The organism is Leptospira weilii, assembly GCF_006874765.1.
GTDB classification, from domain to species: domain Bacteria; phylum Spirochaetota; class Leptospiria; order Leptospirales; family Leptospiraceae; genus Leptospira; species Leptospira weilii.
The window spans coordinates 2,510,863-2,526,117 of the sequence record NZ_CP040840.1 but is presented as its reverse complement, the minus strand read 5'-3'; the positions used below and the strand labels follow the sequence as shown (position 1 = coordinate 2,526,117).

Here is a 15,255-nt window from a genome sequence, read left to right as displayed (position 1 = left end):
TGGCGTCATGTTTCTAAATTTTCTCCAAATCGTGTTGATTCCGTTCCGACTCATTTTTCAACTGATCCGTTGGATTCGATTTCGATTCTTATCGAATCGTCACTACTTTTTGGAAATTCCATCCGAATTTACAAACCATCGTAAATCTTTTTTGATGAGATTACTTTCCTCCAAAGAGGAAAATGCTTTTTTCACGGATTTTCTGTTAGAGCTCAAACTACTTTCTCAAGTTCCCGGGTTGAAAAAAGTTTCGGTTTTGATTCAGCAACCGGAATACGGATTCGGTGAAGTCTTAAGCATAGCGGAAGGATTACGGATTCTGAAAGAATCCGGAGTCACTCTGGAGGGATTTGCGCTTACCGGCGGACTCAAATCCTTATTTCTTTTAGGAATCTGTAATGAAAGATTCAGTTCGGAATCGTCGGAATTCTTTCCCGTTTTACCCTCTACAGAGTCATTTTTTTTCGGGAATGCTGGCAAGAAATGGGGGGTAAAAGTGGAAACTTTCCAAAGCGGGCCGTATAAATCCTTCGGAGAATCCTTTCAAAGGGATAAATTTTCGCCGAAAGCGCGAGAAAATCTAAACTCTCTCTTAAAACAGATGACGGACGATTTGGAGTCTCTTTTTAAATGTTATACTGGCTTTGCGCTCAAAACTTTTTCTGAACCTTTTCTATCCGCAAAAACGTTCAAGGAAAGAAAATTCATCACAGGATTTCTAAACGAAGAGGATTTTAAGGAGAATTTTCTTTATTTAAACTACGAAAACGAAAAAGAAGATCAAAAGCCACTCGCAAAAGAATTGACTCTTTCTTCTTTATATCGTTTTTCTAAATTAAGAAATTTTAAACTACTTCCGAAGAGGGCTCCGATCGTCGCGGTTCTTCCGCTCAAAGGAACGATTCATCACGACACGATCGGTAAGGGAGAAGGTAAAACAGATGGAATTTCGTATTACGCAGTTCGAAATGCGCTCAAGGAACTGAGAGACGAATCTTCCGTAAAAGCGGTCGTTCTGGAGGTGGATTCTCCCGGAGGTTCGGCCTTTGTTTCGGAACTTCTCTATCAAGAAATTCTAAAATTACAAAAGAAGAAACCGGTTTACGCATATGTACAAAACGTTTCTGCAAGCGGGGGTTATTATCTTTCCTGCGGGGCTTCAAAAATTTACGCCTCTCCATATGGAATTGTTGGAAGTATCGGTAGCATTTCTCTTCGTTTGGATCTGAAAAACTTTTACTCTAAATTGGGAGTGACTAAGGACAGGGTCGGCTTTTACAAATACAGAGATCTTCTTTCCGAGTATGGGCCGATTCATCCAGAATCCAAAAAGTTGATGGAACGGGAAATCCAAGAATCGGAAGGACTTTTTTACAAACGAGTTTCCGAGGCGAGAAAAATTCCAATCTCGACTTTGGATAAACGATTCGGTCAGGGAAGAGTTTTCACATCTAGTCAATTTTTAAAGGAAAAGATGATCGATTCCATCACGGACTTTTTGGGTTTATTAGAAGATATTAAACAGGAATTAAAAACGCAACGGTTGGAGATTCGATATTTACCCACCCTTTTCACATTTCAGAATTTTCTTAGATCTTTAAAGCCTGGGTTTTTAATCAATCGATTGGGCGGAAATTTCGCTTCTCCTTTTCCGGAGGTTTTGCAATCTACTTCCATCAATATGATGGATCCCTTGAGAAGAAAATTTCAATGCACGGAAGCGGAGTTCTTGGTACAATCCTCGTTTTGGAATCAAGGTTGAGTTCTATTTCATAAATAACGTGAGTTCGGCACGATTCATTTTTTGTAGGAATTTGAACTTTGTAAATTGATTTTAAAATGTGGGGCTACACAAACCGCGATTTTACGAACAAATTCTAAAAGTAGGAACTCCTACTTTTAGAAAATTCTTTCTCATTTTCGACCACCGAATTCTCGTTAAATAATAAGATGTCGGATTTATTATGTTCAGTTTTCATCTTTGCTCTCATTGCAAATTTCCTAAGACAAATGACGCCCCCTTCTGGGCTTGAAAATTGTGGGTTAGACACAAAGTTTGCATTTAACACAAAACAAGAAAACCAACAGAAGGAACTAAAGTGAAAAGAGTGCGGCTTAAACAAAATGAAGCTCATCTCGACAAAGCCGAGAGTCTGAGATAACGTTCCGCTATCTCAGACAGCCTCACTTCTTAGCGCGTTCGGCATCACAAAGAAACGATCAGAATCGCGTATTTAACGAGCCGTAACAAAGGAAATGTTGAAAGAACAACAGATAAAACATACCTACTTCGAAGCGGCTTTTGAAATTCGATTGATTAATGCTTCTTTACCATTTCCATCTTTAGGAATTTCACACCATGCTTCCTTAATTCCCTTACGATCGCATTCCACAAAAAAGGGGTAAATGGACTTCATATATTCTTCATTGGAAGAAACCAAAATCTGAAACGTTGATTCTGATTCGAAGCGAAAACCGATTTGTGCGAAATCTCTCGAAATTCCCTTTAATGAATCCTTTAATACGACTTTGCAAACAGGAGCATAATGTCTATACTTAAGACCCGGACTTCTGGGCGTTTCTTTCGGTTCATTAAACGATTCGGTTCCTTTAAGATCCAGTAATATTTTCAGAAGATCGTTTCGATCCACAAAACCAGGACGAAGAAGAACCGGAGGCTCGGAGCTGAAGTCGATTACGGTCGATTCGATTCCTATCTTCGGTTCTTCTCCTTTTAGAATGCAGTCCACCTTACCGGAAAACTCTTCCAAAATATATTCAATTTTCGTTAAGGATGGTTTTCCGGAAAGATTCGCAGAGGGAGCGGCGACTGGAACATCGCAGAAACTCAAAAAAAACTGCGCTGTTGAATTGGAGGGAATTCGTAGGGCAACCGTATTCAAACCAGCGGTAAAAAGATCTTGATTCCTCTTTGTAAAAATGCCGGTGATAGGCCCGGGAGAAAAATTTTGAAATACAAGTTCGGCCTTCTCACTGACGTTTCCGCAAGCTTTTAAGGAGGAAAGATTTTCTACGTGAAGGATGAGAGGATTATCAGAAGGTCTGTTTTTAACTTCATAGATCTTTTTGCAGGCTTTGAAGTCAAGCGCAGATGCCCCGATTCCGTAAACCGTTTCTGTGGGAAAAACGACGATCCCTCCTTCAAGCAGGATTTTTGCCGCTTCGAAAGGAGAGTATGTAATGAGAGTATCAACCTTGTTTTCTGACAAATTTCTCCGAATGATGCTGACGATCCATTTTTGCTTCTTCCGGAACGGTTTGTTCTGCGGTCGGATCTTGTACGGGATCTCTCACTTTTTCCACGGGAGGAAGTTTATTAGAAACCAATAATTCTAGGTAATCGTTGATTCCGGGATCGTTATCACTGATCAATTGCCAGAAAGAGAATCCGCCCAAATCGTACTGTCTTAAAAGATTCATCTTATCTTCGAATGCTTTACGGTTCATATAAAACGCGACACGATCACAACCTTCTGATTTATACCAGATACTTGGATCCTCATAAGTTTTTCCAGTATGAACCCAGGAAAATTTGGAAAGATTGGTCCAGGAGCCGGAATTCTTAGTGTTTGCAAGAATCTGATCGATATTAGTCGGTTGTCTATGGATTCCCAGTCCTTTTTTGCGAACGGCATCCTGATAATAAACCGATTTGATCTTCGAGTTACAATTTAAAGCCCAATCGTATCCATAAGTAGGAATGGCCATATACAACTGACGAGACGGAACTCTTGCTTTCGCATATTCGATAATACTTTTGATCCAGGTGTTTGGTGCTTGCGGACCCGGACCCGGATTTCTATATTTTCTAGGATGCAATTCATATGCCATAATCTTAATGCGATCTGCGTATTTAGCAAGGAAGGCATAATCATGAGTCATAGGTCCTCTCCAATTTTCCGCATAATCCATTTTGATTTTATCTTTTAGACCTTTGCAGACTTTCATGGATTCTCTTTTGGCCGGAGTTTTCGGATGAACTGCAACGGAGAGAATTTTTCCGCGTTTATGGATTTCCTGAGAAAGAATTACAATGAATTCTTCGAATTTTTCTTTTTTCTCGCAGCTCATTCCTTCGTAATCAATATCGATCCCGTCGTAACCATATGTATCCAGCTCGTAAAGAATATTGGCGAGGTGTTTATCACGAATATCGTTGCGGCCCTTCATTCCGATGTTTTCGGAAATTTTTTCGTACTTATTTTCCCAGCGAAAGATGGTAGGAATGATCTTGACGTTCGGATTGAGTTTACGTAACTCTGCGACACGTTCGTGTTTTTGAGAACTTCCCCAACTGGAATAAAGATCCCCGTTGTTTGTTTCACGACCTTTCATTCCGTAAATAAACGGGTGGATTTCATTGTAAAGATGTACGGTCTTCTTCATAGCTTCGTAATCCGAAAACCAAGTGGAAGCGCGGAAATTAGAATTCTCATCCGCTTTTGACAATAGAGTTTCTTCAGTCCCGGATGCATCATTGTCTTTTCCAAATGAGAAGAAACTCGAATTGGATTCCGATTTTGAAGACGAATCTTCCGTTTCGGAAGAATCTATTGTTTTATGGATCGGGAAGAGATTTCGAATTTCGTCTATGATTCCGACAGAACCCACGCGAACGTTTTCCCCTGGAAAAGAGGAACCACCCTTTTTGAGAAGATGAATCCCTAAGGAAAAGGAAAGTGAGGACAATAAAAACCAAGTAAAGGAGTAAAGTAAGATCTTATGCTTAGGTTCTGAATCTTTTTGAAAGGAAAGCGGTTTTATCAAGTCTTCGGGAATATCGTATTTGTCTTCTTGTTCGTGTGCCATCGGTGTTACAATTTCATTATCGAATCGAAATCTAAGAAAATAAAGAAGTTTCCTAAAGTTGATGAATTTGAAATTCACTTCCAGAGATTTATTGGATTGAGGGTTGTCAAACGGTTCTTTTTACAAGTTGACGAATTCGTGCGATAAAGGGAAAAAACCGCTTATGCCTCTTTCTAAGTCACAGAAATTATTCATCATCCTAAATGCTTTCTTTTTGACGTTCTTGATCCTTGCCGAAGTGACAGGTTCCAAACTTTTTGTTTCTTTTGGTTTTACTCTTACGATGGGTGTAATACCATTTCCGGTTACATTTATTGTGACCGATCTTCTCAACGAATACTATGGAAGAAAGGGAGTTCGATTTACCACACTTTTGGGAATGGTGATGATCTTCCTGGCTTACTTCCTTTTGATGTTGGACATGTCGATTCCGGCGGCCCCCAATTCTCCGGTGGACAACCATTCTTTCAATGTAGTCTTCTCAAACTCGGGAAAGGTCATCGTCGGTTCCATTGTAGCGTATTTGATCGGGCAATTGATTGATATCCAGATCTTTCACTTTCTCAGAATTAAAACCGAGAACAAGTATATTTGGTTACGAGCCACTGGTTCCACAATCGTTTCTCAGCTTGTGGATTCTTTCGTAGTGATTTATATTGCGCTTGGCGGAAGCAAACTCAGTTTTCAAGAATTGAATCAGATTTCCACAAACAACTTTATATATAAATGCGGGGTTGCAATTGCGATTACTCCGCTGATTTACGGGGCACATCGTTGTATCAATTGGTATTTGGGGGAAGAAGCGGAAGAAATGATTGAATTTGCGATGAAAGAAGGAAGATCCGGCACAGAGCCTCTTTCGCCGGGTTGAAAAACGCGGCCTTTGAGAAACATTGAGTTTCTTATTCGCCCAAACTTTCAACCGTCGAGCTCACGTTGTTTAGAAAGATCAAGATTGATCTATTGGTTAAAGAGAAAGATGCAAAAAAAGATTTTTTTTATTATTCTCAGTTTTACATTTTGTTTTAAACCTCAAATGACATTTGAATCCGTACAAAAGGGAAAAGATTTAGAAAAAATCTCTGAAATTTCTTTTGATGAATTTTTTCAACTTTGGTTAAAAAATCGAAGAAAACTAAAGTTTAACACAAATGTAACACCTTTATTTGAAGACGTGGAATACGCTTATTTTGGAAAAACAGACATCTACAAATACACCTGGAACACTCGTTTTTTTAAGATAAATAAGAATCTTTTACAAACAGAATTTCCAAATTATCAGACTTTTTTCGCAGAAGATTTGGAAATATATTATTTTGATCATTTACGATCAAAAAAAGGTTTCATTGATTTAGATCGATTAGAAAATCAAGATTGGAAAGAATGCGGACCAGACTATTCCTATTCACTCATCCATCAAAAAGTGGCGTTTCAAATACGTTGGAAGGTCGATTTAAGTTGTTCTAAACTGTCCATTTTTCAAGGAAGAATAGATAACGTCTATTATGATTTAAACAGTGGAAAAATCTCTCAATAGAATTTTAAGTCTACTGGGTTTTGTCAATAGTGCGCTCTAAAATCTAATTGTATTTTATCCAAAAGATTAAATGAGTTAGGTAATTAAGACGTCTCGCTCTCTCCTATTCTCCTATGTATGTTGATTCTACGGTTTTAAATTGCATTTAATCATAAATGTTCAAGGAAGAAGCATATGCCTAAGGTTTTGGTCCCGTTCGCAGAAGGAATGGAAGAAATGGAAGCGGTTATCATCGTAGATGTTCTCCGCAGGGCCGGGGTGGAAGTTACGAGTGCTTCCCTAAAGGAAGGGCCGGTAAAGGCTTCCAGGGGAGTTTGTCTTTTAGCCGATACAATTTTAGGCGCAGTAAACTTAAAAAACTTCGATATGATCGTACTTCCGGGCGGAGGCGGAGGAACCAAAGTTCTCGGAGCGGATCGCAAAATCGCCGATTTTCTCAAAGAAGCGAAAAAAGAGAACAAATGGATCGGCGCCATTTGCGCCGCACCTAGTATATTAGTACATCAAAATATACTAACTACTGAAGATCGTTTTACCGCCTTTCCGGGAGTCGTATCAGATGACACACCGGGTTATACCGGTTCCCGGTTGGAAATTTCCGGAAAGATCGTTACAAGTATCGGTCCCGGTTCTGCCTTCGAATTTTCTTTGGAACTCGTAAAAATCCTATGCGGGAAAGAATCTATGTTGGAAGTGAAATCCGCCCTTCAACTTGCTTTATGAAAGAATTCATGTCGAAACATAAAGGTAAATTCCAGAGAATCACTGCGATTTCCGGAGCTGGTGTTTCCGCCGAAAGTGGAATTCCCACGTTTCGGGGAAGCGGCGGCCTTTGGAAAAATTTTCGAGCCGAAGACTTAGCAACTCCACAAGCCTTTCAAAAGGATCCCCAGTTAGTTTGGGAATGGTATCTTTGGAGAAGAAACGTTATCAGCGCCAAACAACCGAATCGTGGACATCTGGCACTTGCAGAGTTGGAGGAAATGCATTCCGATTTTTTTCTAGTTACGCAAAATGTGGACGGGCTTCATATTCGTGCGGGCTCCAAGAAGTTGATCGAAATGCATGGAAATATTTTTATCAATCGTTGTGTATCCTGCCGTCAAGAATCCAACGAAAAAATCCTCAATGAGGAAGATCTACTTCCCCCTAAGTGCAAATTCTGTGGGAATTTTTTAAGACCGGGCGTAGTTTGGTTCGGTGAAAGTTACGACCAAGAGAAGCTGAATTTCTCCATTCGAAGAATGGAAAATACGGACCTATTACTGATTCTCGGAACCTCCGGTCTTGTTAGTATGCCTGTGTATCTGACTCAGGTCGCAAAACGTTCAGGCTCCATACTTATTGAAGTCAATCCGGAACGTTCTTCTTTCTCTTCTTCCGTAGATCTTTTTGTCCAGGGAAAAGCAGGAGAAATTCTTCCTGAGTTAATTTCGGAAATCGTAGCGATTTAAAATACGGAAGAGTCGATTTATTCTTTCATTCAATAAAAGCTATGTTTTTGTGAAACTTAAAACGTCTCACTTCCATTATCAAGTGTACGGATTTTTAATTTTGAAAATCGCCGATTGTATGAAATCGCCCCGAATTCATTTTGGAAGTCTTTGAAAGATAAAATCTGCGTAATCGTTAAAACAACTCGGAGACATGTGGCCTGGATCGCTGAAGTCGTCGCAGCGATATTTTGAATCTTCATTCATATTCCAGAACTCCGTTCTCGTTAATTCATGCAATTTTTGTAATATAGGAATCATAATTTCATAGGGAGTTTTTTCGTCCTTATCATTCGTTGGAACCTTGCGTGTTTTGTACAATTCAAAATAAGGACGAGCGACCCGCACCCAGATCGCCGCATAGGCAACTCCGATTTCTTTTATGATTCGAATCGCGTCTTCTTGATTGGCGAGCATCTTGGGATTGAACGTAAACGGAGTCAGATACGATTTAAAATCGGTATTTGATCTTTTTTTCAAAAGTTCCGCGGGTAAGACGACCCTCGGGCTTGCGTCCGAAGTTGCGCTTCCCCTTTGTTTTTTGAGATTTTCCCAAATTGTTGAACGAAGTTTGCTGTAACCCGCGGCAAGAAGCCCTTCATCCTTCGCTCTTGCTCGAATCACGTTGAACCTCGGTCGATTTTTATGCGTATGAAATAATTTTTTTGCGATGTATCCGGTAAGATCCGAAGAAGAATAACGATCCGCGTGTCTGAACACGAAGGATGGGCTGAGCCCGTAGAAGAGTACTTCGTCCAGGGTCAGCACGGAAGAGGAGTTAAAAATTTCTATCGATTCGTCCAACAAGATAAAATCCGGTTTTACGGAGTCGGATCGAAATTTTTCCAACCAATAGAGATAATAATCTGGAGAACCACCGGGTACGGAAAAATTGAATAAAATCCAATTCGGATATTTTTTTTCAATATAATCGTTTCTGAAAAGAAGCGCTCTTGAATTTCCAAAATAGACCAAAACTTTTTTACGGTTTTCTTTTCTCAGATAATCTTTTAACTCTTCGAAAAGAAATTCCTTATGCCTGAAATTTAGATCGGAGAGAGTCAAAGAATAATACGGCTCGAACTTCGTCGAGCTGATCAGTTTATCGATGCCGAATGCGATGACGAATATTACAAAAGGAACAAAGAGAAATCGGTTTCGAAACATTCTATTTTCCTAAAATTTGTAATAGATAAAAGCGCCCGAGTCTTCCGAAAATAAGGCGAGTAAAAAAATGGAGATGACTCCCACACACGTAAGAAGCCAAGGATCGTATTTTCTAAATCGTTTCCAAAAATCGGGAACGTATTGGATCCAATTGAAAAGAACCAAAGCTAAAAAAAGATAAAGGAACTTTTCCACGTTCTCCATTTGATTGAGTAAAAAGAAAGAACCTCCGTCGACCAAATTTCCCGCATCCCCGAGCCAGAAAAGAGAGGACGAAGCAAGTTCGGTTTCGATCTTATTCGGAGAGTTTTTAAAAATTCCGGTTACGTGTTGGACCATAGTGCTCGCATTGTTTGCTCGGAAAAGAACGGCGCCAAAAGAGAAGAATAAAAATACGATACCGGCTTTGAGAGCTTTCAAAACGATGTTCTTTTCCGGAACCAGTTTCCATCCAAGGGATGTTTCTAAATATCTTTCTCCTGCAAGTAGAACCCCCCAATAAAAGCCCCACGCGATAAACGTATAATCCGCTCCGTGCCAAAAACCTCCGATAGTCATGGTAAGAATTAAGTTTAAATGCGTTCTCCATTGTGCAATCCTACTTCCGCCCAGGGAAAAGTAGATATAATCCCGAAGCCAGAAGGATAACGTTATGTGCCATCTTTGCCAAAGTTCTCTTCCGCTTAGGGAGAAAAAAGGGGCTTTGAAATTTTCCGGCAGATAAAATCCGAGAAGCGCCCCCACTCCCCGTGCCATATCGGTAAGACCCGAAAAATCGCAGAATACCTGAATTGAATATCCGATTCCGGCAAGAATCAAAGAAGTCGAATCATACACTTCCGGATTCGAAAAAATTGGCGAAATAATACCTGCCGCAGGATCCGCAATCAGGACCTTTTTGAGTAAACCGCTGATTACCAAATAACAGCCGTTATAGATCTTATTCCGGTCCGGTTCGAGGTTATCTAAGTTCGGAAAAAAATCTCCGGTTCTCATGATCGGCCCGGCGATCAGAACCGGAAAAAATAGAACAAATAGAAAGTATCCTTTGAGAGAAATGGTTTCTATGTTTGGATTTCTTTTTGCGTCAACTGCTGCCGCAATCATTTGAAAACTGTAAAAGCTAATCGCGAGAGGGAGAACGATATGAATGATTCCCTGAATTTCCTGAAAGAAAGGATAACCCGTAAGATCAGCCAGAACTCTGGAAAAGAAATAAAAGTATTTGAAAAATCCTAGATTGATGCAGTTAAAAAGAATCGATGCGATCATCCATCGTTTCGAATTTTTTTGAGATGATTTGATGCGAAAATAGAAAAAATAATTGAGTAAAATTACAAGTAAGAAGTGAAGAAAAAAAATCCAAGAAAACCAAGCGTAAAAGAACATACTGGAAAAAATCAAAAGATTAGGACGGTTTTTTTTCGGAACCGACCAGTAGATCACATAAACGATCGCAAAAAAAATTGCAAAAGTCACTGAATTGAACAGCACTATTATTCGTCTTCCCTAAATAAGTTTTTCCAATGTTCCACTTCGTCGGAATTCAAAATTCTATCTCCGAATTCTTCGGCATCGAGTTTGGAAGGAGAAATCTTCGCGATGACAGTTGTGGCGAAATCCTCGGAGGTGATCGGATTGGCCCCCCATTTTTTTGCGTGAAAAAAAATCTCTTTATCCGAACTGACCACTTCGATTTCAAAAGGGCGAATATTTGTTCGAACAAATTCCTTAATCACATCGTCCGCCTTTCTACCATGACTAAAATACACATTTAGTTTTCCGAAAGTTTCCTGAAAGATTTCGCTACCGACTTCTTTCTTTCCGTCGAAGAAAACGTGAAAGGTTTGCCCTTTCTTTTTTTGAGAGTACAACTCAATCAATTCCAAAAGTCCTTGTCTGGCTTCTAAAAGCCGATTTCGAACCATACATTCTTCCAAATCGGGAAATTTATAGATCAGATTGAAGCCGTCAATTGCCACTTGAGAAGACATGGAATTGTAGTGACCAGAATTCTATTCTCATAAATACTGTAAACCAACCTTTCCAAGGAGGTTATGAGTAAAATGGCTGATTCCGAACATCACTCGGTCCGGGTCAACAAATTTAACATTTGGCATTTCTATCTTTGGTTTCGAGCGTTGCCGGGTTCGGGAAGAGATTTATTTCTTCTTCCTATCGCGGCTTTGGATGTTTTTCTACTTTTGACCTATAATTCGTATAACGAAATTCTTCCGAGAGAACTGTACATCTACGTGATCGGATTTGATTTTTTTGTCTTAGTGGTTTGGGTAATGGAGCTCATCTCTAAATTCAGAAAATCTAAAGAGCCGGGAACATTTTTCTCGATGAATTGGTATGAAATCGTAGGAGTGATTCCGTTTTATTTTCTTCGTCCTTTTTTACTTTTGAGAGGGATGAAAATTCTAATCGCATTTTATAAGTTAGGTCAGTCCGGACAAAACCTAAGCGACATCGTTACGAGAGAAATTACATTCCGATTTAGAGATGTGATTGTGGACACAATCGCAGACGCAGTATTTCTGCATTCTTTGGAAAGAGTGAAAGAAGTGATGGTTCGCCTGGATTATAGCCAATTGGCTAAAAAGGCTTTTGAACTTCATCAAGATCAATTCAATATAAAAGTGAACGAGGCACTTAAATCTAAGTTTTTGTTAGGCGAACTTTCTAAAATTCCTTTTATGGGAGAGATTTCCAAACGACTTGGAGAAGATATCAGTTTGATGATTACCGAAATTTTGGAAAACCAAGTTAGCGGAGAAATCATGAAGCAAATTACGGAAGCTATTTTGAAAGAAATGGCAAATCACGTAAAAAAATTACCGATCGAAAGAATCACAAGGCCGTTGGAAGCAGAACCTGCAGTCCAATCACAATTGGAAAGTGAATTTAAAGAAGAAGAGCCAGAAGTTGTTTCCGAAGAAAAACCTTTTCCGAATTAATTTTAAAATAACGTGAGTTCGATATAACAAAATGCGAAAGCGATTATATGTTGTGATCCGTAGAAGCCGTAACCAACCCCACAAATTAAGAAGGCTTTTGGGATAATAAGGATCAAAAACTGATATTTTTCAAGTGTTCCGACAAGAATGATACTTTTTACTTGTAAAAAGTATCATTTTCTGATAGAGAAAAATCTCCCGAGTCTTCCCGCCTCCCACCCCACCACCCAAAAATCAGGGTGGGGTAAGTTTCACAGAGGATTTGTCGGAATTCCGACAGATTTATCTTCGAATCCAAGTAAAATATCTAATTTTAGATTTTTTACTCATAGGGTTTTATAAAAAACACTTGCGATTCTATTTCGAACATTTAAAATTTTTTAGCAGAAAGGAGTTGTTATGAAATCCGTAGAAACCTGGTTTAGCGAATACTCAGAAAGCCATCAAAATCCTGTTAATAAAAACATACACTGGATCTGTGTTCCGTTGATTTACTTTACTGTCATCGGTCTTTTTTGGTCGATCCCGGTGCCTGCTTTGCTTCAGTCCGTCCCTTACTTAAATTTTGCGACGATCGCTCTTGTTCTATCGCTTGCGTTTTACGTGCAACTTTCGCCTATGTTGGCTCTGGGAATGCTGATTTTAAGCTCTTTGATGATTTATCTGATCGTTCTTCTTCAAGGAACTGTTTTCCCGATAATATTCGGAGCTTATTCCTATGGCATTTTGGAACTTTCGATTACGATTTTTATTTTAGCTTGGATCGGACAATTTATCGGACATAAGATCGAAGGTAAAAAACCTTCTTTCTTTAAAGATCTTCAGTTTTTACTGATCGGTCCGATTTGGTTGCTTGGATTTATTTATCAAAAATTAAAAATCGCTTATTGATCGATTTTTTTCTTCCTTGTTCGGGACCCGACCGTAGAAAAGCCGATTTTTCGGATCGACTGCAAATGTGGTCTCAAACATCGAAGAATTCGGAGTTACCAAAAAGAAGTGCCTAAGGAAATCCAATGCCAAAGATAGTGAATCATGAAAAATACAAAACGGAAATTCTATCCAAGTGTGTGGACATTCTAGCGAGAAAAGGATACTCTGCGGTTTCAATGAGAGAAATTGCGACCGAACTCGACGTTTCAACAGGGACTTTATATCATTACTTTGCGACAAAAGAGGATATATTTAAAGAATTGGTAAAGTTTCTTCTGAACAAGGATATCGAGGAAATACAACTCTATTCCAAAGGAAATCTGGGACAAACTCTTGAATCCAAAGTTGAATCTCTTTTCCAAATGATTCAAGATAGAGAGGCATACTTCCAAAATCTTCTTTATATCATTTGCGACGCTTCTCGATTGAAAAATCACGAAGAAGAGAAATCATTGATCGCGGATGCGATGAAAGAATACGCAGATATCATTTCGAAACATTTCGGTATTACAAATCCCGCTTTGAATCGGATTCTAATCAGTGTAATTTTAGGAACCGTAATTCAAAGAATCGTGGACGAAGATGGGATTCATCTTTCTGATAGTTCCGAAATCATAAAAGACTTCCTGTCGATCCTTCTTTCCAACTCGTTCACATTTTAACGTATTTAGTAGATTCTGTAGCGTTCTTTCACTGCTTTGATCTCTTTGGAGATTCTGTTTTGATTCCAACGTAGATATTTTGCCAAGGAACGAACGAGTTTAGTCGTTTCTTTCTCCTCCGGCAAACCCGGAACACCCACGCCGGATCTGCGAAAGAAAAAATCTGTCGCAAAACGGATATCTTCCCTATTTGCAATAAATCGAACTTCGCTTTCAAAGAACTTTTCTCCGTTTTGGAGTGTATAAAATTCCTCTTGAGAAGAGCTCTTCTCAAGAATTTGATACGCCTGTAAACCGTAGCGAAACGCGATCGTCTCGATCGATTCTCCGCTTAATTTGGGAAATTTTTTTGCGAGTCCCTTTGTAAGAGAAAGTAGATCTGAATAATTCCCCGTGGAAGGGGGAGTCACTGAAGTTTCGCAAGCTCTGAAATTTCCGGGAAGATAATCGGCGACTTTGTTCACTACTGTTTCTCCCACGCTGCGGCTTGTAGTGTATTTACCTCCCATCGCCGTGAAAAATCCGGGAAGACCGAATTCCTTATGATCGAAAATTTCCGTCTTCCTGGATGCGTTGTACGTGGACTTCGTCTCTCCCGGATCTTCTACAAGCGGTCTTAAACCGCCGTAATAAAAATCTACGTCGTTCAAGGTCAGGTCCGTGTACCCAAAAGAATAGTTGATTTCGCTTAATAATTCTTCGATGTCTTTTTTCGTAACTCGAAACCTGTCCGGACTATCTATATACTCTGTGTCGGTAGTTCCTATGATTGTTTTGTTTCTCCACGGAATGATAAAGAGATGTGTGCCGTCTTTTTTTTTCGTCACCAAAGTTTTATCTCCGCAGATTTTTCTTGTAACTATGTGAATTCCCTTGGATCTCACAAGATGTTTTTCGACTTCAACACCGGCAAGGGATTCGATAAGATCCGCCCAGGGCCCGGCAGCGTTTACAACGGACTTGGTTTGAAACGCGATTTCTTTTCCGGAAATTTTGTCTTTTGCAATTACCGTATATAGGGAATCGGTGGAAAGGGTAATGGAAGTTACTTCGGTATAATTTTTTGCCTCGGCTCCTCTTTCCCTCGCAGAGAAAATAAACTCGCAGGTATGCCTTTCCGGATTGATATTCAGATAATCGTAATATAAGTAAGAACCCTTCAATTTGTCTCGTTTGATCGTGGGAGATTCCATGGTAGTCTGTTCTTTGGAAAGAAAACTATATTTTGGAATCGATCGATCTTTGGAAATGTTCGCGTTTCGATCGTAGGAAAGCGCGTTATACATCTCCATTCCCACTTTCAAAACGAATCTTTCGGTATTGGAATAAATCGGAACCAAAAACCCCATTGTTTGAACTGCTTGTGGAGTAATTCTCGCAAGAATTGCCCTTTCACGAAGAGATTCTCTCACAAGCCCCAACTCGAAATTCTTTAAGTATCGCAAACCTCCGTGAATCATTTTCGATGTGGCCTGACTTGTTCCTGAAGCGTAGTCGTTTTTTTCCAAAAGAATAGATTTCATTCCTCTCAAAGTTGAATCCCAAAGAACGTGCGCTCCCGTGATTCCACCTCCGATCACTAACAAATCATATACGAACGAGCTGGGAGGTTTGGCCGATCGAATGTTGGAAGGAAATTTTTTATTCTTGGACATAAAGATATTGATTTC

General features: G+C 39.5%; 14 protein-coding genes. 8 read left to right on the top strand and 6 right to left on the bottom strand.

Going from position 1 to position 15,255, the window contains the following annotated elements:
* The first annotated feature begins 7 nt into the window (after positions 1-7).
* Positions 8-1,762, top strand: coding sequence for a signal peptide peptidase SppA (sppA, locus tag FHG67_RS12115; protein WP_061231085.1), 1,755 nt, complete (start codon positions 8-10; stop codon positions 1,760-1,762).
* A gap of 523 nt (positions 1,763-2,285) precedes the next feature.
* Here the strand turns inward: sppA and FHG67_RS12110 are convergent.
* Positions 2,286-3,230: an L-threonylcarbamoyladenylate synthase gene (locus tag FHG67_RS12110; RefSeq protein WP_004497503.1), complete on the bottom strand. Its 945-nt coding sequence runs from the start codon at positions 3,228-3,230 to the stop codon at positions 2,286-2,288.
* Positions 3,211-4,830, bottom strand: coding sequence for a glycosyl hydrolase family 18 protein (locus tag FHG67_RS12105; RefSeq protein ID WP_142499805.1), 1,620 nt, complete (start codon positions 4,828-4,830; stop codon positions 3,211-3,213). The genes FHG67_RS12110 and FHG67_RS12105 overlap by 20 nt, the downstream gene beginning before the upstream one ends.
* Before the next feature lie 163 nt (positions 4,831-4,993).
* Between FHG67_RS12105 and FHG67_RS12100 the strand changes: the two genes are divergently transcribed.
* The 4 genes from FHG67_RS12100 to FHG67_RS12085 all read left to right on the top strand — a co-directional run bounded on the left by FHG67_RS12100 (position 4,994) and on the right by FHG67_RS12085 (position 7,821).
* Entirely contained in the window at positions 4,994-5,701 is a 708-nt protein-coding gene (locus tag FHG67_RS12100; protein ID WP_142499804.1) for a queuosine precursor transporter, read from the top strand.
* 108 nt (positions 5,702-5,809) lie between these two features.
* Complete coding sequence (locus FHG67_RS12095; protein WP_061218732.1) at positions 5,810-6,367, top strand: hypothetical protein; 558 nt, start codon at positions 5,810-5,812, stop codon at positions 6,365-6,367.
* Between the two features lie 174 nt (positions 6,368-6,541).
* Complete coding sequence (locus tag FHG67_RS12090) at positions 6,542-7,090, top strand: DJ-1 family glyoxalase III (protein WP_004501337.1); 549 nt, start codon at positions 6,542-6,544, stop codon at positions 7,088-7,090.
* A complete protein-coding gene (locus tag FHG67_RS12085) occupies positions 7,087-7,821 on the top strand; it encodes an SIR2 family NAD-dependent protein deacylase (RefSeq protein WP_004499702.1) in 735 nt (244 codons plus the stop codon). Before FHG67_RS12090 ends, FHG67_RS12085 begins: the two co-directional genes overlap by 4 nt.
* A 135-nt stretch (positions 7,822-7,956) precedes the next feature.
* Here the strand turns inward: FHG67_RS12085 and FHG67_RS12080 are convergent, their stop codons facing one another.
* From FHG67_RS12080 to FHG67_RS12070, 3 genes are read right to left on the bottom strand one after another with little or no spacing between them, the layout of a single operon-like run.
* Positions 7,957-9,027 carry a DUF1574 domain-containing protein gene (locus FHG67_RS12080; protein ID WP_142499803.1) on the bottom strand — a complete coding sequence of 357 codons (1,071 nt, stop codon included), beginning with the start codon at positions 9,025-9,027 and terminating at the stop codon, positions 7,957-7,959.
* Between the two features lie 9 nt (positions 9,028-9,036).
* The gene (locus FHG67_RS12075) at positions 9,037-10,521 is read right to left on the bottom strand and encodes an MBOAT family O-acyltransferase (RefSeq protein WP_142499802.1); all 1,485 of its coding nucleotides are present in this window, start codon (positions 10,519-10,521) and stop codon (positions 9,037-9,039) included.
* Positions 10,522-10,523: 2 nt separating this feature from the next.
* On the bottom strand, positions 10,524-11,021 hold the full coding sequence (locus FHG67_RS12070) for an NYN domain-containing protein (protein ID WP_002632811.1): 498 nt from the start codon (positions 11,019-11,021) through the stop codon (positions 10,524-10,526).
* 72 nt (positions 11,022-11,093) lie between these two features.
* On the opposite strand from FHG67_RS12070, the gene FHG67_RS12065 reads away from it, so the two are divergent.
* From FHG67_RS12065 to FHG67_RS12055, 3 genes are all read left to right on the top strand, one after another.
* Positions 11,094-11,990, top strand: coding sequence for a hypothetical protein (locus tag FHG67_RS12065; protein WP_004498085.1), 897 nt, complete (start codon positions 11,094-11,096; stop codon positions 11,988-11,990).
* A 399-nt stretch (positions 11,991-12,389) separates the two neighbouring features.
* A complete protein-coding gene (locus FHG67_RS12060) occupies positions 12,390-12,881 on the top strand; it encodes an Mpo1 family 2-hydroxy fatty acid dioxygenase (RefSeq protein WP_002632799.1) in 492 nt (163 codons plus the stop codon).
* A gap of 125 nt (positions 12,882-13,006) precedes the next feature.
* Positions 13,007-13,585, top strand: coding sequence for a TetR/AcrR family transcriptional regulator (locus FHG67_RS12055; RefSeq protein ID WP_002632796.1), 579 nt, complete (start codon positions 13,007-13,009; stop codon positions 13,583-13,585).
* A gap of 5 nt (positions 13,586-13,590) precedes the next feature.
* Here FHG67_RS12055 and FHG67_RS12050 read toward each other — a convergent pair whose 3' ends face one another.
* Positions 13,591-15,240 (bottom strand): glycerol-3-phosphate dehydrogenase/oxidase, encoded by a 1,650-nt coding sequence (locus FHG67_RS12050; protein WP_142499801.1) that lies wholly within the window; start codon positions 15,238-15,240, stop codon positions 13,591-13,593.
* Positions 15,241-15,255: the final 15 nt, after the last annotated feature.